Source organism: Umezawaea tangerina (genome assembly GCF_003002815.1).
Classification (GTDB): Bacteria; Actinomycetota; Actinomycetes; order Mycobacteriales; family Pseudonocardiaceae; genus Umezawaea; species Umezawaea tangerina.
In genome coordinates this window covers 13,800-34,803 of sequence record NZ_PVTF01000010.1, presented here as the reverse complement: position 1 = coordinate 34,803, position 21,004 = coordinate 13,800, and the positions used below count along the sequence as shown (strand labels likewise).

Genomic DNA, 21,004 nt, shown 5'->3' with positions numbered 1-21,004 from the left:
GGCCAGCGGGGCGGTCGACGAGCGGTTGCTACTTGTACTTCGGGGCCGCGGGTGGCAGGGGCACGACGGGCTTGCCCTCGTGGATCACCTTCATGGCGTTGAACCAGGTCGGAGCGGCCACCTCACCACCGGTGAGGCCGATCGTGCCGCCGTTGCCGCACAGCCGGGGCGCCGCGGCGTTGCAGATGATCTGCGGGGCGACGCCGTCGGTGAACGTCATGACCGCGCCGGCGTACTGCGGGGTCGCGCCGATGAAGGCGACCGACCAGTAGTTCTCGGTGGTGCCGGTCTTGCCGATCATGGGACGGCCGAAGCCCTTGGCCGCACCGGCCGCGGTACCGGACACGGCGTCCTGGCTCATGCCCACGGCCAGCGAGTCCGCGAGCTCCGGCGCGACGGCCTGGTCGCACGCGGGCTCCTTGAGCGGGACGGGCTTGCCGTCGCGGTCGATGACCTCCTCGACCGGCGTCGGCGGGCACCAGGTGCCGTGGCTGACGATGGTCGCGGCCACGTTGGACAGCTCCAGCACGCTGGTCGCGCCCGGCCCGAGGGTGAACGAGCCGCTGTTGTCCTGCTTGAACTGGTCGCCCTGCGACGGGCCGTTCGAGCCGTCCGCCTTCAGCGGGTCACCGGCGTTGTTCACGTCGTGCATCGTCTCGCGCAGGCCCAGCTTGTAGGCCATGTCCACGACGTTGTCGAGGCCCGCCTTCTCCTCCAGGATGATGAACCCGGTGTTGGGCGAGGTCGCCAGCGCCTTGGTCAGCGTCATCTTCTGGTCGGTGCCGTTGGAGTAGTTCCGCACCGTGTACGGCTTGCTGCCGTCCTTGAAGACCTTCGACGTGTAGACGTTCGGGACGTCGATCTCCTTGTCGATCCCGGTGACGCCCTTGTCCAGCGCCGCCGCGGCCGTGAAGACCTTGTAGATGGAACCGGCGCCGAAGCGGGTCACCTCGGCCGGGAGCGAGTAGGCGCTCTGCCCGGCCTCGGCGTTGTTGCCGAAGTCGCGGTTGGCGGCCAGCGCGCGCACGCGGTGCTTGTCCGCGCCGGGCTCGACGACGGCCATGGCGTTGGCGACGCCCTCGGTGTCCTTCGGGACCTGGCCCTCCGCGGCCTCCTTGGCCGCACGGGTCGCGACCGGGTCCATCGTGGTCTTGATCGTGTAGCCGCCGCGCAGCAGCTGGTCCTCGGTGAACCCGTACTTGGTCAGGTAGTCGACCAGGTAGCGGCAGAAGAAGCCGTACACCGGGCCGTCACCGGCGCCGACGCAGCCGTTGGGCAGCAGCTTGAGGTCCGGCACGACACCGGCCTCGGCGGCCTTGAACTCGGTGGCCTTCGCCTCGGCGGCGGCCTTGTCCTGGCCGAACGCGTTGTTGTCGCGCATCCGGTCGATCACCGTGTTGCGACGCTTGATCGCGGCTTCCACGCCGTTGCCGGGGTTGAGCACGCTGGGCTGGTTGACCAGGCCCGCGAGCATCGCCGCCTGCGGCACGGTCAGCTTGTCCGGGGTGGTGTCGAAGTACGCCTTGGCCGCCGCGCCGACGCCGTAGGTGCCGTTGCCGAACGGGACGATGTTCAGGTACGCGGTGAGGATCTCGTTCTTCGTCATCACCTGCTCGAGCTGCAGGGCGACGCGGGCCTCGCGCAGCTTGCGGGCCGCGGTCGCCTCGGTGGCCTTCTCGTAGGCCTCGTCCGAGCCGCCGCCGATCACGAACGCCAGGTAGTTCTTCACGTACTGCTGGGTCAGGGTCGACGCGCCCTGGGACACCTCGCCGTCGGCACCCGCCTTGGCGGCCGCGCGGGCGATGCCCTGCCAGTCCACGCCGCCGTGCTCGAAGAACCGCTTGTCCTCGATCGCGATGATCGCGGCCTTCATGGTGTCCGAGATCTGGTCGAACGACACCGGGATCCGGTACTGGTCGTACAGGTACGCGATGGGGGCGCCGTTCATGTCCAGGACGGTGGTCACGAGGGGCAGCTCCCCCTTGGCCAGCTCACCCGAGGTCTGGTCGACCGTGTCCGCCGCGCGGTTGGACGCGAGGCCCAGCCCCCCGACGACGGGGAACATGACCGCCGCGAGCAGCACGCCCGCCGCGAGGCACAACCCCACCAACTTGACCAGTCCCGTCGCACGCGCGAACACGAAACCCGCAACCCCTTCCGGCGGAGAATTCCCCTTGTCCTTATAAGTCGCACGGGACCGTGGTCAGGTTGCTCGACGAAGGGCAGTTTCTGCGCGATCACACCGGCGACGACTGTGAAACTACTCCTGCGCTGTTGTGGCGCCGGTAAGGGCGTGCTCGATGATCCACGTGGTCCAGGGTGGTACTACCCGTTCGGGTAGCGGTTCACACCTCCGGGCGACGGTCGGATCCCGGTCGCCGTGCTACCGCGGGTCGATCGGGGTGAGCACCCCGCAGGCCGCCTCGACGACCTCGCCCGCGTCGAGGACGAGGTCTTCGCGGAACCGCCCCGCGACGAGCTGGACGCCGGTCGGCAGCCCGTCGGCGACGCCGGTCGGCACGGCCAGCGCGGGCAGGCCCAGCAGCGGCACGGCGTAGGACGGCATCATCGACTGGAACATCCGCGGGTAGGCCTCGGCGGGCAGGCTGTCGACGTCCTGCGGGAACGGCGGGTCGAACGCGGTCGGGCACAGCAGGACCGGCCACCGGTCCAGGAAGAGGGTCCACGCGCGGATCCACGTGATCCGGCCCGCCAACGCCTCCATGTACGGCACGAGCGCGGGCTGGGCACCGGCGCTCCGCACCCGCCGGTAGGTCCGCCGGAGCCGGTCGTCGCCGTAGCGCTCGTAGTCCTCGCCGGAGAAGTGCGGCGTCTCGTGGCGGGTGATCTCCCCGAGCGCGGCCGCCACCGCGGCGAAGTCCGGCGGGTCCTGCTCCTCGACCGCGTAGCCCGCGGCCTCCAGCGCCTCCGCCGCCCGCAGGACCGCGGCCCGCACGGTCGGGTGGACGCCGACGCCCGCCGGGTCGACGGACACCGCGACGCGCGTCGGCCCGTGGACCGGGGGACCCGTCAGCGGCGCGGGCACCCACCAGGGGTCGCGGGGGTCGCGCCGGGCCAGGACCCCGAGCGCGAGCCGGGCGTCGCGGACGGTGCGGGTGAGCGGTCCGGGGACGGCCATCAGCTGGGACGCCATCGGCGGTTCGGTCCGCGCCGTCGACCGGAACGACGGGACGCGGCCGAAGCTCGGGCGCAGACCCACCACGCCCGTGCAGTAGGCGGGGTAGCGGATCGACCCGATCATGTCGCTGCCCAGCGCGATGGGCGAGATCCCCGCGGCGGTGCCCGCCGACGCCCCTCCGCTCGACCCGCCCGGCGTGTGCGCCCGCGACCACGGGTTGTCGGTGCGCCCGTGCAGGTCGTTGTCGGTCCACCAGCTGTAGCCGAACGCGGGCGAGTTGGTCCGCCCGACCACCACGGCGCCCGCCGCCCTGAGGTTGGCGACCGCGGGCCCGTCCTGCGCGGCGACGTTGTCGCGGAACGCGACCACGCCCCAGGTCGTCGGGTGGCCCGCCTGGTCCTCGGTGACCTTGGTCGTGACGGGCACGCCGTGCAGCGGTCCGAGCGGCTCGCCGCGAGCGACCGACGCGTCCGCCTCGGCGGCGGCCTCCAGTGCCTCGCCCCGCAGGTCCGACACGACCGCGTTGAGCCGCGGGTTGACCACGTCCAGGCGGTCCAGGCACGCCGTCACGGCCTCCGTGCTCGACACGACCCGCTCCCGGATCGCCTCCGCCAGGTCGACGGCGTCCCACCGCCAGAGCTCACCGGGTCGTTCCCGCTCGTTCTCGTCCATGGTCGTTCCGATCCCTTCTTGTCTCTTGTGGTCGTTCACCGCTGAGCGCGCGCCGCCGCCGCGGGGAAAAGGACGCGGGCACGGGCGCGGACGGCGGCGCGGGTCGGGGCGGACAGCACGCGGCTGCGGTCGAGGGCGTCGATGCCGCGGACGGCCGACTCCCGGTCGGTGCACGGCACGCCCCAGTCCGAGCCGTGGACGACGTGGTCCGCGCCGACGGTGTGCACGGCCGCCGCGAGCTGCTGGTCGCTGGCCGAGGCGGCGGTGTCCACCCACAGGCGGCGCAGTGCCGCGGCGATGTCGTCCCGGCCGAGCCGACCGGGGTTCGGCACCCACGGCTCGGCGCCGAGCAGGCTCAGCCGCCCGGCCAGCACGGGCAGCGCGCCGCCCGCGTGGGCGAGCACGAACGTGATGCCGGGGAAGCGGTCGAACACCCCCGCGTAGAGCATCCCCACCACCGTCCGGCCGGTGTCGAACGCGACCTCCACCAGCGGCCTCGGCAGGTCCGCGACCGCGGGGGCGTAGGCGTTGGGGTGCACGAACACGACCGCGCGCCGCTCGTCGAGCCGCCGCCACAGGGGGTCGAGCGCCGCGTCGGCCAGTGACCGTCCGTTGTGGACGGTCGTCACCGCCCAGCCGTCGGCGTCCCGGACCCGGTCGAGCTCCGCCACGGCCGCGTCGGGGTCGCCGGTGGGCAGCGCCGCGAGGAGCCCGAACCGGGACGGGTGCTCCGCGACGACCTCGGCGCCGAAGTCGTTGGAGGCGCGCAGCGCGTCGAGGTCGGCCGGGACGTTGCTGAGCATCTGCACCGCGGTCCCGGTCTCGTCCATGAACGCGAGGGTGTCCGCGAGCCGCCACTCGAACGGCTCGGGCGCGAGGAACCGCTCGCGGCGCGCCCGCTCCCACACCGCCCGCCGGTGCGCCGGCGACGTCGGCGGGGAGAAGTGCGCGTGGACGTCGAACAGCGGCACCTCGTGATCGACCGGACCCGGCATGGCCCCTCCTCGACGATGAACGATGTCAGCGGCTGACATCGCTCACGCTAACCGATGTCAGCCACTGACGTCACTGGGACGTGCGCCACACCGCGGTGGCACACGAGGGGCTCGTTCTCGCGATCCCCGGCTACAGCGGGCCAGGGGACAGGCCCTAGGGCGTGTGTCGAAGTCTCGTTCGATGGGAGTCGCGCCTGAGGTGGTTCCTGGCGGTGCGGCCGAGGGGCCGCCTCAGGCCCGGCTACCGCGAACACGGACTTCGACACACGCCCTAGTGCGGGCCGTGCAGGCGGATCGTGGCGCTGGCCCGGCGGACCTCGGAGTTGGTGTGGCCGGGCAGCAGGTCGTCGAGGAAGGCGTAGCAGCGCAGGTCGCCCTCGTCGCGCTTGCCGACGGTGCGCCACCACGCCGCGATGTCGCCCCAGCCGGGTGCCGAGAGCGAGCCGCCGAAGTGCTGCACGGACAGCGCGGCGCACAGGTTGGCGAACCGCACCCGGTGCTCCAGCGGCCACCCGGCCAGCGTGCCGAGCACGAACCCGGCGCCGAACACGTCCCCCGCGCCGGTCGAGTCGAGCGGTGCCACGTTGAGGCCCTGGACGTCGGCCTTCTCCCCGGTGGCGGAGTCGTAGGCGAACGCTCCCCCGCCGCCGCGGGTCACCACGACCACGGGCACGAACTCGGCGAGCGCCACGGCCGCCTCCTCGGCGGTGTCCTTGCGGGTGTAGTGCATCGCCTCGGCGTCGTTGGGGAGGAAGAAGTCGTAGCCGTCGAGCCGGTTGAGCAGCGAGGGCGCCCACACCTCGGTCCGGTCCCAGCCGATGTCGGCGAACAGCAGGGCGCCCTGGGCCTTGGCCAGGCCCACCCACTTCTCCTCCTCCGGCTGGATGTGCACGAAGGCGGCCCTGGCCGAGGGCGGGGGCGAGAGCAGCGAGTCGGCCGACACCGGTGGGCGGTGGCCGTGGGTGACCATGCTGCGGTCGTTCTCCATGGCCATCGACACGGTCACCGGGGAGTGCCAGCCGTAGAAGCGGCGGCAGTAGCTGAGGTCCACGCCCTCCTGCTCGGAGAGCGTCTCCCAGCAGAAGTCGCCGTAGACGTCCTCGCCGAACGCGGCGGCCAGCGCGGTGCGCAGCTGGAGCCTGCTCAGCGCCACCGCGAGGTTGGCGATGCCGCCGGGGCACGAGCCCAGGCCCTCGGCCCACACCTCCGTGCCCGCGGCGGGCGGGCGGGGCAGGCCGGTGAAGATGATGTCCAGGAACACCGTGCCCGACAACAGCACGTCGAAGGCGGGCGGTTCGGCGGTCGTCATCCCCCTACGATGCCGGCCGGCGGTGGACTAGCCGTCGACCGACGCCAACATCTCGCGCAGTCGGGCAAGTGCGCGGTGCTGCGCCACCCGGACGGCCCCCGGCGTGGAGCCGACGGCGGCCGCCGTCTCCTCGGCGGTGAGGCCCACGGCGACCCGCAGCACGAGGATCTCGCGCTGCCGGTCCGGCAGGCGGTGCAGCATCTGCACGACGTGCTCGAACGCCTCCCCGTTCAGGGCGCGCTGCTCCGGGCCCGCCTCCAGCGTGGGGCAGTCCGGGAGCTCCGGCACGACCTCCGAGCGGCTGCGCACGGCCCGCCTGCGGGCGTCGGCGACCTTGTGGGCCGCGATGCCGTACACGAACGCGAGGAACGAGCCGGGCTCGTAGCGGTACTTGGACAGCGCGGACACCACCGCCAGGCAGACCTCCTGGGCGATGTCGTCGGCGGAGACCAGCGTGCGCTCGCGGCTGCCCACGCGGGCGCGGCAGTAGCGCAGCACCAGCGGCTGGATCCTCGCCAGCAGCTGCTCCACGGCTCTTCGGTTGCCCGCGAGGGCCTGGTCGACGATGTCGACCAGCTCGGCCTCGACGAGCCACTGGGTGCTCACGGCGGGGGCGGCGGACCCCGTGATCAACCGGACGTGGGGCCGACCGACCGGGGTGTCGTCGCCGTCCGTGCCGGAGCCGAAGTCGACACCGCCGCGCACGAACGATGGGTGGACCATCCGGCGACCTCCTCACTGCAAGCGTCCCGGCATTGCCCGGCTCACAGGAGAGGAGTCCCCAGACGTGCCGCTGATACCGCTTCCCGTAAAGCTGACCACGAAGATGGTTCGGAGGGGTCGATCGGCACCCGGACGGGCGCACCTGTCGACCGATCGGCCTAACGCGTCACGATTTCACGTATGCGAACTGCCGGACGTCGAGGTATCCGACCCGGAACCCCGCCTCGGAGTAGGCGAGGTAGAACTCCCACATCCGCCGGAACGTGTCGTCGAAGCCGAACCCGTTGATGGCGTCCCACCTGCTCAGGAACGTCTCGCGCCACTGCCGCAGGGTCTCGGCGTAGTCCAGGCCGAAGGCGCGGGAGGACACCTCGCGCAGCGCGGTGTGCTCGCGGACGGTCTTGTCGATCGCCTGCACGGACGGGATCAGGCCGCCGGGGAACACGTACTTGTGGATCCACGTGTAGCTGCGCGCGCTGGCCAGCATCCGGTCGTGCGGCATCGTGATGGCCTGCAGCCCGACCCGCCCGCCGGGCACCAGGACCCGGTCCAGCACGCCGAAGTAGGTCGGCCAGTACTCGGCGCCGACGGCCTCGATCATCTCCACGCTGACCACGGCGTCGTACTCCCCGCGCTCCTCGCGGTAGTCGCGCAGGTGGATGTCCACCCGGTCGGACAGCCCGGCCGCGGCGACCCGCTCCTGGGCCAGCTTGCGCTGCTCGGCGGAGATCGTCAGCGACGTCACGGTGGCGCCGCGCTGCGCGGCCCGCACGGCCAGCGCGCCCCAGCCGGTGCCGATCTCCAGCACCCGGCTGCCCTCGCGGACCCCGGCGTAGTCGAGCACGCCGTCGATCTTGCGGAGCTGGCCGGGCACCAGGTCGCGGTCGTCGGTGCCCTCGAACAGCGCCGACGAGTAGCTCATCGTCTCGTCGAGGAACGTGGCGAACAGGTCGTTGGACAGGTCGTAGTGGCGGTGGATGTTCTCCCGCGCGCCCTCGACGGAGTTCGCCTCGGAGTCCGGGTGGCGCAGCTCGACCCAGCGGCGCATGAGCTGCAGCTTCGGCGGGATCAGCGTGCTCAGCTTCGCGGCGAACGCGCTGAGCAGGTCGGCGAGCGCCGTCGTGCTCCAGTCCCCCACCATGTACGCCTCGCCGAAGCCGATCTTCGCGTCCGCGCCGAGGCGGTGGAAGAACGCGGCGGGCCGGTGGATCCGCATGACCGGGGCGTCGTCGCCGCCCGCGCCCAGGCGCGCGCCGTCGGGGAGCACGACGCGGACGGGCAGCGAGGCCACGGCGCGGCGGAACAGCGCCTCGGCGATGCGCGCCTTGAACGGGGACCTGGGCGGTGTGTTGAGACCCGGCCACACACCCTGGTTCGGGCGGGGCACCGAGACGTCGATCGTGCTCATCGGTCACTCCTGGGGATGATCGGCAGTCGGCGCAGCCACAACGCGATGCCGTGGGCGCGGATGAGGGCGGAGACGCGGAGCGTCATCAGCGGTCGGCGGACCAGCAGGCGCGCCAGGTTCGCGGGCGTGGCCTCGGTCCTGGTGCCGTGCAGGCCCGCGGTGAACGGGGTCTTCCCGTCCTGCCGCAGGGCGATGGTCACCGACAGCCGGTCGTCGGGCTCGGGCAGCCGCATGAGGTAGCGGCCGCCCATCTCCAGGAACGGCGACACGTAGAACGCCTTGTCGACCTGGGTGCGACCCGCGGGGTCGGTGTGGAGCAGGTAGGGGTGCCGCTGGCCGTAGGTGTTGTGCACCTCGGCGACGACGCACGCCAGCGACCCGTCGGGCCGGTGGCACCAGTAGACGGACAGCGGGTTGAACACGTGGCCGAGCAGCCGGGCGTTGGCGAGCATGAGCACCCGCCCGCCCGCGAGGTCGACTCCCCGTTCGGCCAGCCACCGATCAAGGTTCCCCCGGATCGTGGCGGTCCGCTCGACGACCGCGTCGCCGTGCGGTCCGAAGTGGTCGCGGGCCTCGAAGCGGGCGAAGGGCCGCAGCCACCACGGGAGCCGGGGCAGCCGGTCGAGGTCGACCAGCCAGAGGTAGACCTTGTGGCTGAACGCGCGGTCGATCCGCTCGCGCCGGGTGTGGCTGACCTCGGCCTCGTAGAGGGCTGTCACCAGCGCACCCCGAGGCTCTCGGCGGCCCGCACGCCCGACGCGCAGCCGTCCTCGTGGAAGCCCCACCCGTGGTAGGCGCCCGCGAACGCGGTCACGCCGGTGTTGAGGCCGGGCAGACGTCGTTGCGCCGCAACGGACTCCGGCGTGTAGACGGGGTGCTCGTAGACCATCTTGGCGACGGCCTTGCGCTCGTCGACCCGGTCGGCCGCGTTGAGCGTGACGACGTAGTCGAGCGGTTCGACCAGCCGCATCAGCCGGTTCATGTGGTAGCTCACGACGACCGGGCCGGAGTCCTCGCGGCACGAGGTCTTGAGCAGGTTCCACGAGGCCTTGGCGCCGCTGCTGACCGGCAGCACGCTCGCGTCGTTGTGCAGCCAGGTCTCGTTGCGGGAGTAGGTGAACGCGCCGAGGACGTCGCGCTCGGCGGGCGTCGCGTCGCCGAGCAGCCGCAGCGCCTGGTCGGGGTGCGTGGCCACGACGACCTTGTCCACGACGTGGCGCTGGTCGGCGTCGTCGCGCAGCTCGACGCCGTCGGCGGTGCGGACCAGCGAGCGGACCGGCGTGGACACGTGCACGGCGGTGAGGCCCTTGGCCGCGCGCTCCACGTAGGAGCGCGAGCCGCCGACGACGGTGCGCCACTGGGGGGTGCCGCCGATGGCGAGCATGCCGTGGTTGGCGAGGAACTCGAACAGGTAGCGCGCCGGGTAGCGGGTGCTCAGGCCGGGGCCCGACGACCACACCGCGGACACGACCGGCACCACGAAGTGGTCGACGAAGTAGCGCGAGTAGCCGCCGATGGCCAGGAACGTGCCGAGCGTGACGTCCTCGGTGTCCGGCGCGGCGAGCAGCCTGCGGGCGTGCCGGTGGAAGCGGGTGACCTCGGCCAGCATCCGCAGGTAGGCGGGCTTGGCCAGGTTGCGCGGCTGGGCGAACAGGCCGGGCAGCTTGCGGGCGCCTGCGTACTCCAGGCCGCAGCCGTCGCAGCGCACGCTCATCGACATCTCGGAGTCCTGCGTGGACACCCCCAGCTCGCGGAACAACCGCAGCAGGTTCGGGTAGGTCCGCTCGTTGTGGACGATGAACCCGCTGTCCACCATCGTCGTGCGGCCGTCCGGGGTCGTCAGCTCGTGGGTGTGCGCGTGGCCGCCGAGCCGGTCGTCCGCCTCGAACAGCAGCACGTCGTGCTGCCGCTGGAGGAGGTAGGCCGCGGTCAGACCGGACACGCCGCTGCCGATCACGGCGACGCGCCGACGTCCGGGTTCCTGTGCCACGGGGGTGTCCTCTCGTCAGTGGGCGGTCTTGAGCGGGACGTCCAGGCCGTCGGCCGCTCGCATGGCATTCGCGATGTCCGGTGCCTGCGGTTCGAACCCGAGCTCGCCCAGCACGAAGTCCACGACCAGCCGGGTCCAGTCGCCCGCCCGCTTGAGCATCGCGTGGCCGTCGCCCAGCACCGAGAACCTGGCCACCCGCTTCGCGACCCGCTTGGCCACCACCGCGTACCGGTAGGACTGGGCGGGGTCGGTCATCCGCTCGCGGTCGCCGTGCGCGATCAGCAGCGAGCGGCCCGCGAGCTGCTCGTAGGGCTCGCCGGGCTCGATCCACGGCGCCAGCGCGCAGACGGCCACGACCGACGGGTGCCCCGCGACGCGCAGCGCGGTGCGGCCGCCCATCGAGTGGCCGACCAGCACCACCGGCACGCCGGGGTGCGCCCTGTCGATCTCGGCGAGCGCCCACTCGACGTCGCGGACCGGGTCCAGGTCGGGGGCGTTCCAGCCGCGCACGCGGTAGCGCAGCATCCGCACCTCCAGCCCGTGCTCACGGCCCGCGGCGTGCAGCGCGCGCCCGAACGGCACCATCCGCAGCACGGCCAGCTGGTAGCGGTTGACCCGGCCGTGGCCGCGTGACCGTCCGCCGTGCAGCACGAGCACGACGGCGCGCACGTCGGCCGACGGCGCCAGCACGTCGACTTGGGGCTCCATGCCGACATATTCGTGTCCCGCCCGCCCGTGGTTGAGCATTGCGATCCAGATCACACGGACTTCACGCACTACTGTTCGTCCGGTGGTCGAACACCTGAACATCCCCACTCCGGCCGGCATCTTCGACGCGATCGCGGCGGGTCCCGAGACCGGTCGCCCGGTGCTGCTGCTGCACGGTTTCCCGCAGTCCTCGTCGACCTGGGACCACCAGGTCGACGTGCTCGGCGCCCAGGGCTACCGCGCCGTCGCGCCCGACCAGCGCGGCTACTCCCCCGGTGTCCGGCCGGACGGCGCGGCCAACTACGGCATGGGCGAGCTCGTGGGCGACGTGCTGGCCATGGCCGACGAGCTGGGCTGGCCGGTGTTCGACCTGGTCGGCCACGACTGGGGCGCCGCGGTCGGCTGGTGGACCGCCGCCGACCACCCCGACCGCCTCCGCTCCCTCACCGCCGTCTCGACCCCGCACCCGGCCGCGCTGTCGGCCGCGATCCGCACCGACGAGGACCAGCACGCGCGCTCGGCGTACATGTCCGAGTGGCGCAACTCGAACACCGAGCAGCGGATGCTCGACAACGAAGGCGAGGCGCTGCGCCGCATCTTCGACTGGAAGGTGCTCCCCAGCAAGGTCGACGAGTACGTCCGCCGCCTGTCGGAGCCGGGCGCCATGACCGCGGCCCTGAACTGGTACCGGGCGGGCCGCGCGGGTGGCCGCATCGACAAGGTGTCCGTGCCGACGATGTACGTGTGGAGCACCGAGGACGCCGCGTTCGGCTCCGCGGCGGCGTTCGACACCGAGAACTGGGTCACCGGCCCGTACCACTTCCAGATGGTCGAGGACGTCTCGCACTGGATCCCGGACGAGGCCTCCGAGCTCATGACGAGCCTGCTGCTCGCGCACCTCTCCGTCCGCTGAGACGGCTAGTGCGGTGGCCACGAACCCTTGCCGGGGAGTTCCGTCGTCCAGGCGGTCCCTCGGTTCTCCGCCCCCGCGCCCCCGTACTGGCAGTACGGGGGCGCGGGGGCGGAGAACCGAGCGAGCGGCTGGGCCCGGAAATGCCCGCCGAGGATCGTGGTCACCGCACTGGTCATGTGGCAGATGTAGGCCAACGGCTGAACCGATCCGACCCCTACCGCGTGATCAGTGCATGACGGAGTTGACCTACTCGGAGTGGCGGGTCGCGACCCTCGCCGCCGGTGGCCACACCAACCGGGCGATCGCGAAACGGCTTCACATCACCGTGAGCACGGTCGAGCAGCACCTGACCAGGGTGTACCGCAAGCTCGGCGTCGGCCGCCGCGCCGACCTGATCGGGCACGAGGCCCTAGTCTGACCCCATGTCGACAACCGGGGTGCTGCTCGCCGCGGGCGCGGGCAGGCGCTTCGGCTCGCCCAAGGCCCTGGTGCGGCACGACGGCGCGCTGTTCGTCGAGACCGCGACCGCGACCCTGACCCGAGCAGGCTGCTCCCCGGTGGTCGTCGTGCTCGGCGCGTCCGCCACCGAGGTCCGCGAACGCGCCTCGCTGCCCCACGCCCTCGTGCTGGACAACCCCGACTGGCCCACCGGCATGGGCTCCTCGCTCCGCGTCGCCCTCACCGCCGTCATGACCGGCGACAACACCACCGACGCCATCCTGGTCCTGCCGGTCGACACCCCCGGCATCACCGTCGAGGCCGTCCGACGGCTGTCGGCCCTCGCCACCCCCGACGCCCTGGCCCGCGCGAGCTTCCACGGCGAACCGGGCCACCCCGTGCTGATCGGCCGGGACCACTGGGCGGGTGTCCTGGAGACCTCCACCGGCGACGCGGGCGCCCGCGACTACCTGCGCGCCCACCCCATCCGACTGGTGCCCTGCGAGGACGTAGCCGACGGAGCGGACGTGGACCGACCCGAAGACCTAGGGCATTTTTCCCGAATCCGTGTCCGCGATAGTCGGGCCTGACGCGGCCGCTGGCGGTGCGGGCGGAGTGCCCACATACAACAGCGGTATGCGGGCACTCCGCCCGCACCGCCAGGAACCACCTCAGGCGCGACTCTCATCGGACGAGATCCGGGAAAAACACCCTAGCCCGCTGGACGCAGTGACCGGGCCGCCACCGCGATCCCGAGACAGCACACCGGCAGCACCCCCAGTGCCAGCGGCAACGACGTCGCGTGCGACACCAGTCCGATCAGCGGCGGCCCCAGCAGGAACCCCGCCCACCCGGCCGTCGCGACCCCGGCGATCGCCTGCCCGGCGTGCGCGTCGGACTGCGCCGCCGCCGAGCTGAACACCACCGGCACCACGCAGGCGATCCCGAGCCCGAACACGCCGAACCCCACCAGCGCCAACCAGAACTGCCCCGCGACCAGCGCGACGCCGAACGCGATCCCGCCCGCGGCGGCCAGTCCGCCGACCACGCGGGCGGGCCCGAACCGGGCCACCCAGCCGTCACCGCCGACGCGGCCGAGGAACATCATCACCGCGAACACGGCGTACCCGAGCCCCACCTGCCCCACCGGCACCTCGATGGTGTCGCGCAGGTACACCGCGGCCCAGTCGCCGATCGCTCCCTCGCACAGCAGCCCGCCGAACATCACCGCCCCCAGCAGCAGCACCCGCCGGTCGCGCCACGGCAGGCCCAGCTTGTGCTCGTCGACCGCCCGGTCGTCCCCGAACATGCCCCGCGTCAACGGCCACGCCACCAGCAGCAGCACCACCGTGAACACGATCATCTGCGTGCGCAGGTCCACCCCCAGCGCGACCGCCAGCGCCCCGATCCCCACCCCGACGAACGCCCCCGCGCTCCACCAGGCGTGGAAGCTCGACAGGATCGGCCGTCCGTAGGCCGTCTCCACCGCGATCCCCTGCGAGTTCATCGCCACGTCGAGCGCCCCCTGGAAACCGCCCCAGAACGCGAGCGCCACGAACAGCCACACCGGCGCGGGCACGAACCCGAGCGCGGGCGAGACCAGCGCGTACGCGACGAAGGTCAGCAGCACCACCCGCCTGCTGCCCCACCTCGCGATGGCGCCGCCCGCCGCGAGCATCGCGACCACCGACCCGACCGGGGCGCCGAGCAGCGCGAGCCCGAGCGTGCCGTCGTTGAGGCCGAGCCGGTCCTTCACCTCCGGGATGTGCGGGGTCCACGCCGCGAACACCGCCGCGTGGACCGCGAACACCAACGCCGTCGACACCCTGGCCACCTTGGGCCGCGGAGTCAGGACCACATCAGACAAGGCGAACCTCCACACCGGCGTCGCGGACGGCGGCGATCTCGTCGGCGGGCGCGTCCTCGTCGGTGACCAGGACGTCGATGGACTCGATGCCGCAGACCCGCCCGAAGGCGGTGCGGCCGAACTTGGAGCCGTCCACGGCGGCGATCACCCGCGCGGACGCGGTGACGGCGGCCTTCTTCACCGCGCCCTCCTGGAGGTCGTGCGACGACACCCCGTTGCGCACGCTGAGCCCGCAGCTCCCCAGCACCATGGTGTCGAACCGCATGACCTCGAACGCGTACTCGGTGAGCGGCCCCACGAACGACAGCTCACCGGGCCGCAGGTCGCCGCCGGGCAGCACCAACCGGACCCGCTCGGCGCCGCGCAGGGCGTTCGCGACGTGCAGCGACAGCGGCAGGACGGTCAGCCGCCGCTCGGTCAGCAGCTTCGCCGCCTCCAGCGTCGTGCTGCCGCCGTCGACCACGATGCTCTCGCCGTCGTCGATCAGCTCCGCGACGGCGAGCGCGATCCGGCGCTTGGCCTCGACCCGCTGCTTGCCGCGCGCGGCGTACGGCACCTCCTCGCCGGTCAGCATCCCGACCGCCGCGCCGCGCACCCGGCGCAGCAGGCCCTCGCGCTCCAGCGTGTCCAGGTCGCGGCGGATCGTCATCTCCGAGCAGCCGGTCAGCTCGGCGAGGGCCCCCACCGCGACGCGTTCCCCCTGGCGCAGGCTCTGGAGGATCAGCTCGTGCCGTTTCGCACCATCCATGTGTTCATACGAACATGCCCTGTGTTCGTTTTGCAAGACTTTCGCGAAGAGCGCCCATCGGGTAGGACTAGGCCCCATCCAGTGGTGTGGACCACTGGGAGCAGCTGACGACGGAGGACCACCGCATGACGAGCGAGACCGTGACCGGATCCGACTACGGCAACGTCGTGCGCGACCACCTGGTGAGGGTGGAGCACCACAACGCGTCGGCGCTCGACGACGTCGCCGAACTGGTCCTGGCCAGCGTGCTCGCGGACGGCATGATCCTCACCGCGGGCGCGGGCCACTCGCTGGCCGCGGTCGCCGAGACGTTCTACCGGGCGGGCGGCCTGGCCTGCGTGCGCCCCGTCTACCACCCCGAGCTGCTGCCGATGCACGGCGCGATCAGCAGCACCGCCGCCGAACGCCGCACCGGGCTGGCCGCCGAGGTGCTGCGCGACACCGGCCTGGCCGCGCACGACGTGCTGTTCGTGTTCTCCACCTCCGGCGTGAACCCCTACCCCGTCGAGCTGGCGATCCAGGCCGTCGACGCGGGCTGCCCGGTCGTCGCGGTCACCTCGGTCGCCGCCAGCGCGCTCGCCCCGCGCCGCGCGGGCACGACGCTCGCCGAGGTCGCGACCGTCGTGCTGGACAACGTGGTGCCTCCCGGCGACGCCACCTACCCGACCGACGAGCCGGTCACCGCGGCCATCTCGACCATCGCCACCGCGTTCCTGTGGAACCTGCTGATGGTGCGGCTGTTCGACAAGGCCGCCGAGCAGAACGTGCACCTGCCGCTGTGGCGCAGCGCGAACGTCGAGGGCGGCGACGCGGCGAACGCGGACCTGCTGCGCCACTACCAGACGCGAATCCCCCAGTTGGGCTGACTTTCGACCGCGCATCACCGCCGGATCGTCACGGAACCTCCACACCACCCCACTACGTTCACCCCACGGGGTGGCACCCTTCCGGGGTGCCGACGAGTGGGGGTTCACAGTCCATGCAGGGAAGAACGCGCCGGTTGGTGCTGGTGGGCGGCGGTCTGGCGGCCGCGGTGGTCATCGGGATCGGCGCCTCGGTGGTGTGGGGGTCCGACGACCCGTCCGCGGGGTCGGCCGCCTTCGAGGCCGAGGAGCCGGCGTCGACGACACCCGGCACGGCCGCGCAGGACTTCGTCGCGGCCTTCTCCGCCGGTGACGTCGCCAAGGCCGCGGCGACCACCGACGCGGAGCAGCCCGCGACCGCCGCGCTCGGCCGGTCCAGGACGGGCATGTCCACCTCCGCGTTCACCGCGCGGGTCGGCGCGGTCCCGGCGGTCGGCGCCGAGGCCGCGTCGGCGACGGTCCCGGCCGACGTGACCTGGACGCTGCCCGGCGGCACACCGTGGCAGTACCAGACCTCGTTCGAGGTGCGGCGCGACGGCGGGAAGTGGCGGGTGCACTGGACACCCGCCGTGCTGCACCCGGCGCTCGTCGAGGGCCAGGCGCTCAAGTTCGTGCCGGTCTCCGGCCAGGGCGCCCTGCTCGACCGCGACGGCAAGCCGCTGCCCGAGGACACCGGCGCCTACGCCAAGGCCGTGCTGCCCGGCGTGCGGAGCGAGATCGGCACCGTCGACGGCAAGCCCGGCTGGAAGGTGCTGGTCGTGGACGCGGCGGACGCACCCGTGTCCACGGTGCAGGAGAAGAAGGCGGTCGTCACGCAGTCGGCCACCGTCACGCTCGACAAGGCCGTGCAGGACGCCGCCCAGGCGGCCGTCGACGGGGTCCCGCAGGAGGCCGCGATCGTCGCGATCGACACGGGCAGCGGCGAGATCCTGGCGGTGGCGCAGAACGCGGCCGCCACCGCCACCGGCCCGGTCGCGCTCGGCTACCTGCACGAACCCGGCTCGACGTTCAAGATGGTCACCGCCGCGGCGGCGCTGGAGGACGGCGCGGTCACCGCCGACACCCCGGTCGAGTGCCCCGGCGAGGCCGTCGTCGGCACCCGCAAGATCCCCAACGAGGGCAGGTTCGCCCTCGGCACCGTGCCGCTGCGGCAGGCGTTCGCGCAGTCGTGCAACACCACGTTCGGCAAGCTCGCGGGCGAGATGTCCGGCACCGAGCTGACCGCGACCGCCAAGCAGTTCGGGATCGGCGCGGACTACGACGTCGCCGGGATCTCCACCAACACCGGCAAGGTGCCCGCCGCGGCGGACGTCGCCGAGCGGGTCGAGAACGGCATCGGGCAGGGCAGGGTGCAGACCACGCCGTTCGGCATGGCGCTGGCCGCCGCCACCGTCGCGACCGGGAGGACGCCCGTGCCCAAGCTGATCCGCGAGATCCCGACGAAGGTCAACACCGCGCCCACGCCGCTGCCCGCCGCCGCCGCGGAGGCGCTGCGCCCGATGATGCGCGAGGTCGTCACCGGCGGCACCGCCACCGCGCTGGGCGGCTTCGGCCCGGTGTCCGGCAAGACCGGGACCGCCCAGTTCGGCGACGGCACCCACGCGCACGGCTGGTTCGTCGGCTACCGGGACACCATGGCGTTCGCGGTGCTCGTGGTGGACGGCGGCTCGTCGAAAGCCGCCGTCGGCGTCACCGCGACTTTTCTCGGTCCGCTGTGACCAGCGACAGCTTCGGCGTCTCCACCACGCTGACCTGCGGCTTCTCGTCGAACTGGGTGTGGTAGAGCTCGGCGTAGCGGCCGTCGGCCTCCAGCAGCTCGTGGTGACCGCCGCGTTCCACGACCTCGCCGTCCTCCACGACCAGGATCTGGTCGGCGGCGCGGATCGTGGACAGCCGGTGCGCGATGACCAGGGCCGTGCGGCCGCGCAGGGCCTCGGTCAGCGCGGCCTGCACGGCCGTCTCGGACTCCGAGTCCAGGTGCGCGGTCGCCTCGTCGAGGATGACCACGCGCGGGCGGGCCAGCAGCAGGCGGGCGATCGTCAGCCGCTGCCGCTCACCGCCGGAGAGCCGGTAGCCCCGCTCGCCCACCACGGTCTCCAGGCCGTCGGGGAGCGACTCGATCAGCGTGCCGAGCCGGGCGCGGGTGATCGCGTCCCACAGCTCCTCGTCGCTCGCCTCGGGTCGGGCGTAGACCAGGTTGGCGCGGATGGTGTCGTGGAAGAGGTGCCCGTCCTGGGTGACCACGCCGACCGCGTCGCGCACGTCGTCGAAGCCGAGCTCGCGGACGTCCACATCGGACAGCCGCACCGAGCCGGACTCCACGTCGTAGAGGCGCGGGACCAGTGACGCGATGGTCGACTTGCCCGCGCCGGAGGAGCCGACGAGGGCGACGAGCTGGCCGGGTTCGGCGCGGAAGCTGATGCCGTGCAGGACCTCCTGGCCGCCGCGGGTGTCGAGGGTGCTGACCGACTCCAGGGAGGCGAGGGAGACCTTGTCCGCGGACGGGTAGCCGAAGCGGACGTCCTGGAACTCGACCGAGACGGGGCCGTCGGGAACCTTCCTGGGCTCCTCCGCCTCGGCGATCATGGGCTTGAGGTCGAGGACCTCGAAGACGCGCTCGAAGCTGACCAGGGCGGTCATCACGTCGACTCGCGCGTTGGCCAGCGCCGTCAGCGGGGAGTAGAGGCGGGAGAGCAGCAGCGCCAACGAGACGACCGTGCCCGCGGCCAGGTGGCCGGTCAGCGCCAGGTAGCCGCCCAGGCCGTAGACGAGTGCCTGCGCCAACGCCGAGACCAGCGTCAGGCCGGTCATGAACCAGCGGGTGGCCATGGCGGTGCGGATGCCGATGTCGCGGACCCGCAGGGCGCGGTCGCCGAACTCGGCGGCCTCCTCCCTCGGCCTGCCGAAGAGCTTCACGAGGGTGGCGCCGGGAGCGGAGAAGCGCTCGGTCATCTGGGTGGTCATGCCCGCGTTCAGGTTGGCGGCCTCGCGCTGCAGGTCGGCCATCCGGTTGCCCATCCGGCGGGCCGGGAGCACGAAGATCGGCAGCAGAACCAGCGCCAGGAGCGTGACCTGCCACGACAGCGTCAGCATGACGACGAGGGTGAGGGACAGCTGGATGACGTTGGTGACCACACCGGAGAGGGTCGAGGTGAAAGCCCGCTGGGCGCCGATCACGTCGTTGTTGAGGCGGCTGACCAGGGCACCGGTGCGGGTCCGGGTGAAGAAGGCGACCGGCATCCGCTGGACGTGCTCGAAGACGGCCCGGCGCAGGTCGTAGATCAGACCCTCGCCGATCCGGGTGGACTGCCAGCGCTCCAGGAGGCCAAGGCCCGCGTCGACGACCGCGATGAGGGCGATGACGACGGCCAACCAGACGACCACCGAGGTCGCGCTGCCGTTGACGATCGCGTCGACGACCCGACCGGCCAGGACGGGCGTGCTGACGGCCAAGACCGAGGAGACGACCGTCAGGAGGAGGAAGGTGATGAGCTTGGCCCGATGGGGACGGGCGAACTTCAGCACTCTGCGGAGAGTGCCGGCGCGGACCCCCTTGGGGGTCTCACCGGCCCGCATCGCGCTCATCATCAGGCCCCAGGCACCGTATCCGCTGTCCACGTGAGGGGGAACGTCTGGGGAGGCGTGGTGCTTCCCTGTTCGCTTGGGGGCGAACTGGTGGGGGTCCTGGTGTTCTAGCCGCCGTGGGTGTCGCCCGGTGTCGCTATCCGCGGTCTCCGGGGGTGTCGGTTCGGCGGTCTTCGGGGGTGTCGCTGCAGCGGACTACGGGGGTATCGCTGCAGCGGACCTAGGTGCGGTCGGCTTGACTTGGGGCCCCTTTTTTGGGCTTCGTCGGGCGAAAAAGGGCAGGTGGTAGAGCCTGCCCGCCGCCGCAAGTCTAAGCCCAAAAACCCCAAGTCAAGCCGACCGCACGAGCGGACGAGCCCCGCTCGCTTCCAGCGTCGCCGGGCAACTGACCGACTGTTTCCAGCCTTCGTTGGGCCGTTGGCTTTTGTTCCAGCGTCGTTGGCCTTGGCCTGCCGTGGGTCAGGTGGGTTGGCCTGCTAGTGCGGCGAGTTCGCCGAGGCGGCGGAGTTGGGCGGCGCGTTCCAGGGCGAGTTGTTGTTCGGTGGTGGTGCCGTCGGCGGCCGCGGAGATCAGGGCCAGGGTTTCGCGGACTGCGCCGGGTAGGGGGCGTAGGACCTGGGTGACGAGGTTGTCGACGGCGGTGTCGAGGTCGGGGAGGGGGACGACGGTGTTGGCGAGGCCGATGCGGAGGGATTCCTCGGCGTTGATGCGGCGGCCGGTTACGCAGAGTTCGGCGGCGCGGGAGTAGCCGACGAGGCGGACGAGGGGTTGGGTGCCGCCGAGGTCGGGGACGAGGCCGAGGGTGGTTTCGGCCATGGAGAACTGGGTGTCGTCGGCGATGACGCGGAAGTCGCAGGCGAGGGCCAGCTGGAAGCCGGCGCCGATGGCGTGGCCGGACACGGCGGCGATGGTCACCCGTTTGGGGTCGCGCAGCCAGGTGAAGCCGCGTTGGAACTCCGCGATCTGGGCATCACCCTGCTCCGGGCCCTGGCGGAGGATGTCCGCCAAGCCCGGTTCGCCCGGTACCCCACCGGTGAACATGCGGCGGTCGAGACCCGCGGAGAACGCTCGACCAGAACCCCGGACGACCACCACGAGGACGTCCGGGTCCAGGCCTTCGCCGATCGCCCGCAACGCCTGCCAGGTGGAGGGCGTCTGCGCGTTGAGCACATCGGGGCGGTCGAGGGTGACGGTCGCGCGCGGCCCGTCCACGACGAGCCGCACACCGCCACGTTCCAACAGGTCGGCGTCGATGGGCGTAGCCGACATGCTGGAACCTCCGAGGCCGGTCGGCGCCGCCGCTGTTCGGCGCCTGTTGTTACCGGAGGGTAGCTTACTTCCCTACTTCTTCTTCGTGCGGGTGGCGCCACCGCGACCGCGCAGCGTCACACCGGACTCGGACAGAACCCGGTGGACGAAGCCATAGGAGCGTCCGGTGGACTCGGCCAACGCCCGGATGCTCGCGCCCTTTTCGTACTTCTTCTTCAGGTCAGCGGCCAGCTTGTCCCGTGTGGCGCCGGTGATCCGGGCGCCCTTCTTCAGGTCAGCCACCATGTCCCGCCTTCCGTCCGAGCAGGTCGGGCCGCTTTCGGGCCCCTGTCGTCGCAATGATCGAACACGAATGACCAGAACGCCAGGCGATCATG

19 protein-coding genes are annotated in these 21,004 nt (G+C 72.1%); 5 read left to right on the top strand and 14 right to left on the bottom strand.

Annotated elements, in window-relative coordinates; all coding sequences use genetic code 11:
- Positions 1-28: 28 nt before the first annotated feature.
- The 9 genes from CLV43_RS30780 to CLV43_RS30740 all read right to left on the bottom strand — a co-directional run bounded on the left by CLV43_RS30780 (position 29) and on the right by CLV43_RS30740 (position 10,944).
- The gene (locus CLV43_RS30780) at positions 29-2,140 is read right to left on the bottom strand and encodes a transglycosylase domain-containing protein (RefSeq protein ID WP_245887109.1); all 2,112 of its coding nucleotides are present in this window, start codon (positions 2,138-2,140) and stop codon (positions 29-31) included.
- 243 nt (positions 2,141-2,383) lie between these two features.
- Entirely contained in the window at positions 2,384-3,811 is a 1,428-nt protein-coding gene (locus CLV43_RS30775; protein ID WP_106191501.1) for an amidase, read from the bottom strand.
- A 35-nt stretch (positions 3,812-3,846) separates the two neighbouring features.
- The gene (locus CLV43_RS30770; protein ID WP_106191500.1) at positions 3,847-4,806 is read right to left on the bottom strand and encodes an amidohydrolase family protein; all 960 of its coding nucleotides are present in this window, start codon (positions 4,804-4,806) and stop codon (positions 3,847-3,849) included.
- A 271-nt stretch (positions 4,807-5,077) separates the two neighbouring features.
- Positions 5,078-6,115, bottom strand: a complete 1,038-nt coding sequence (locus CLV43_RS30765; RefSeq protein WP_106191498.1) for a carbohydrate kinase family protein — start codon at positions 6,113-6,115, stop codon at positions 5,078-5,080.
- 27 nt (positions 6,116-6,142) lie between these two features.
- Entirely contained in the window at positions 6,143-6,838 is a 696-nt protein-coding gene (gene shbA, locus CLV43_RS30760; RefSeq protein WP_106191497.1) for an RNA polymerase sigma factor ShbA, read from the bottom strand.
- Positions 6,839-7,004: 166 nt separating this feature from the next.
- A complete protein-coding gene (locus CLV43_RS30755) occupies positions 7,005-8,246 on the bottom strand; it encodes an SAM-dependent methyltransferase (protein ID WP_106191495.1) in 1,242 nt (413 codons plus the stop codon).
- A complete protein-coding gene (locus tag CLV43_RS30750) occupies positions 8,243-8,968 on the bottom strand; it encodes a DUF1365 domain-containing protein (RefSeq protein WP_170156110.1) in 726 nt (241 codons plus the stop codon). The genes CLV43_RS30755 and CLV43_RS30750 overlap by 4 nt, the downstream gene beginning before the upstream one ends.
- Positions 8,962-10,236: an NAD(P)/FAD-dependent oxidoreductase gene (locus CLV43_RS30745; RefSeq protein WP_106191492.1), complete on the bottom strand. Its 1,275-nt coding sequence runs from the start codon at positions 10,234-10,236 to the stop codon at positions 8,962-8,964. Before CLV43_RS30745 ends, CLV43_RS30750 begins: the two co-directional genes overlap by 7 nt.
- 15 nt (positions 10,237-10,251) lie before the next feature.
- Entirely contained in the window at positions 10,252-10,944 is a 693-nt protein-coding gene (locus CLV43_RS30740; protein ID WP_106191491.1) for an alpha/beta hydrolase, read from the bottom strand.
- A gap of 82 nt (positions 10,945-11,026) precedes the next feature.
- Here CLV43_RS30740 and CLV43_RS30735 point away from each other — a divergent pair, with 82 nt between their 5' ends.
- From CLV43_RS30735 to CLV43_RS30725, 3 genes are all read left to right on the top strand, one after another.
- Positions 11,027-11,857 (top strand): alpha/beta fold hydrolase, encoded by an 831-nt coding sequence (locus CLV43_RS30735; RefSeq protein ID WP_106191489.1) that lies wholly within the window; start codon positions 11,027-11,029, stop codon positions 11,855-11,857.
- A gap of 232 nt (positions 11,858-12,089) precedes the next feature.
- The gene (locus tag CLV43_RS30730) at positions 12,090-12,275 is read left to right on the top strand and encodes a helix-turn-helix domain-containing protein (protein ID WP_106191488.1); all 186 of its coding nucleotides are present in this window, start codon (positions 12,090-12,092) and stop codon (positions 12,273-12,275) included.
- A gap of 4 nt (positions 12,276-12,279) precedes the next feature.
- The gene (locus CLV43_RS30725; RefSeq protein WP_106191486.1) at positions 12,280-12,885 is read left to right on the top strand and encodes a nucleotidyltransferase family protein; all 606 of its coding nucleotides are present in this window, start codon (positions 12,280-12,282) and stop codon (positions 12,883-12,885) included.
- Positions 12,886-13,007: 122 nt separating this feature from the next.
- Here CLV43_RS30725 and CLV43_RS30720 read toward each other — a convergent pair whose 3' ends face one another.
- Complete coding sequence (locus CLV43_RS30720; RefSeq protein WP_106191484.1) at positions 13,008-14,153, bottom strand: MFS transporter; 1,146 nt, start codon at positions 14,151-14,153, stop codon at positions 13,008-13,010.
- Between the two features lies 1 nt (position 14,154).
- Positions 14,155-14,910 (bottom strand): DeoR/GlpR family DNA-binding transcription regulator, encoded by a 756-nt coding sequence (locus CLV43_RS30715; RefSeq protein WP_106191482.1) that lies wholly within the window; start codon positions 14,908-14,910, stop codon positions 14,155-14,157.
- Positions 14,911-15,035: 125 nt separating this feature from the next.
- Between CLV43_RS30715 and CLV43_RS30710 the strand changes: the two genes are divergently transcribed.
- Together CLV43_RS30710 and CLV43_RS30705 are read left to right on the top strand one after the other, a co-directional pair.
- Positions 15,036-15,776, top strand: coding sequence for an SIS domain-containing protein (locus CLV43_RS30710; RefSeq protein WP_106191912.1), 741 nt, complete (start codon positions 15,036-15,038; stop codon positions 15,774-15,776).
- Positions 15,777-15,889: 113 nt separating this feature from the next.
- The gene (locus CLV43_RS30705; RefSeq protein ID WP_106191481.1) at positions 15,890-17,491 is read left to right on the top strand and encodes a penicillin-binding transpeptidase domain-containing protein; all 1,602 of its coding nucleotides are present in this window, start codon (positions 15,890-15,892) and stop codon (positions 17,489-17,491) included.
- Here the strand turns inward: CLV43_RS30705 and CLV43_RS30700 are convergent.
- The 3 genes from CLV43_RS30700 to CLV43_RS30690 form a co-directional block, all read right to left on the bottom strand.
- Complete coding sequence (locus CLV43_RS30700) at positions 17,463-19,349, bottom strand: ABC transporter ATP-binding protein (RefSeq protein WP_211304648.1); 1,887 nt, start codon at positions 19,347-19,349, stop codon at positions 17,463-17,465. The genes CLV43_RS30705 and CLV43_RS30700 overlap by 29 nt on opposite strands.
- A 468-nt stretch (positions 19,350-19,817) precedes the next feature.
- The gene (locus CLV43_RS30695) at positions 19,818-20,627 is read right to left on the bottom strand and encodes an enoyl-CoA hydratase/isomerase family protein (protein WP_106191477.1); all 810 of its coding nucleotides are present in this window, start codon (positions 20,625-20,627) and stop codon (positions 19,818-19,820) included.
- 72 nt (positions 20,628-20,699) lie between these two features.
- The gene (locus tag CLV43_RS30690) at positions 20,700-20,909 is read right to left on the bottom strand and encodes a helix-turn-helix domain-containing protein (RefSeq protein ID WP_030473247.1); all 210 of its coding nucleotides are present in this window, start codon (positions 20,907-20,909) and stop codon (positions 20,700-20,702) included.
- Positions 20,910-21,004: the final 95 nt, after the last annotated feature.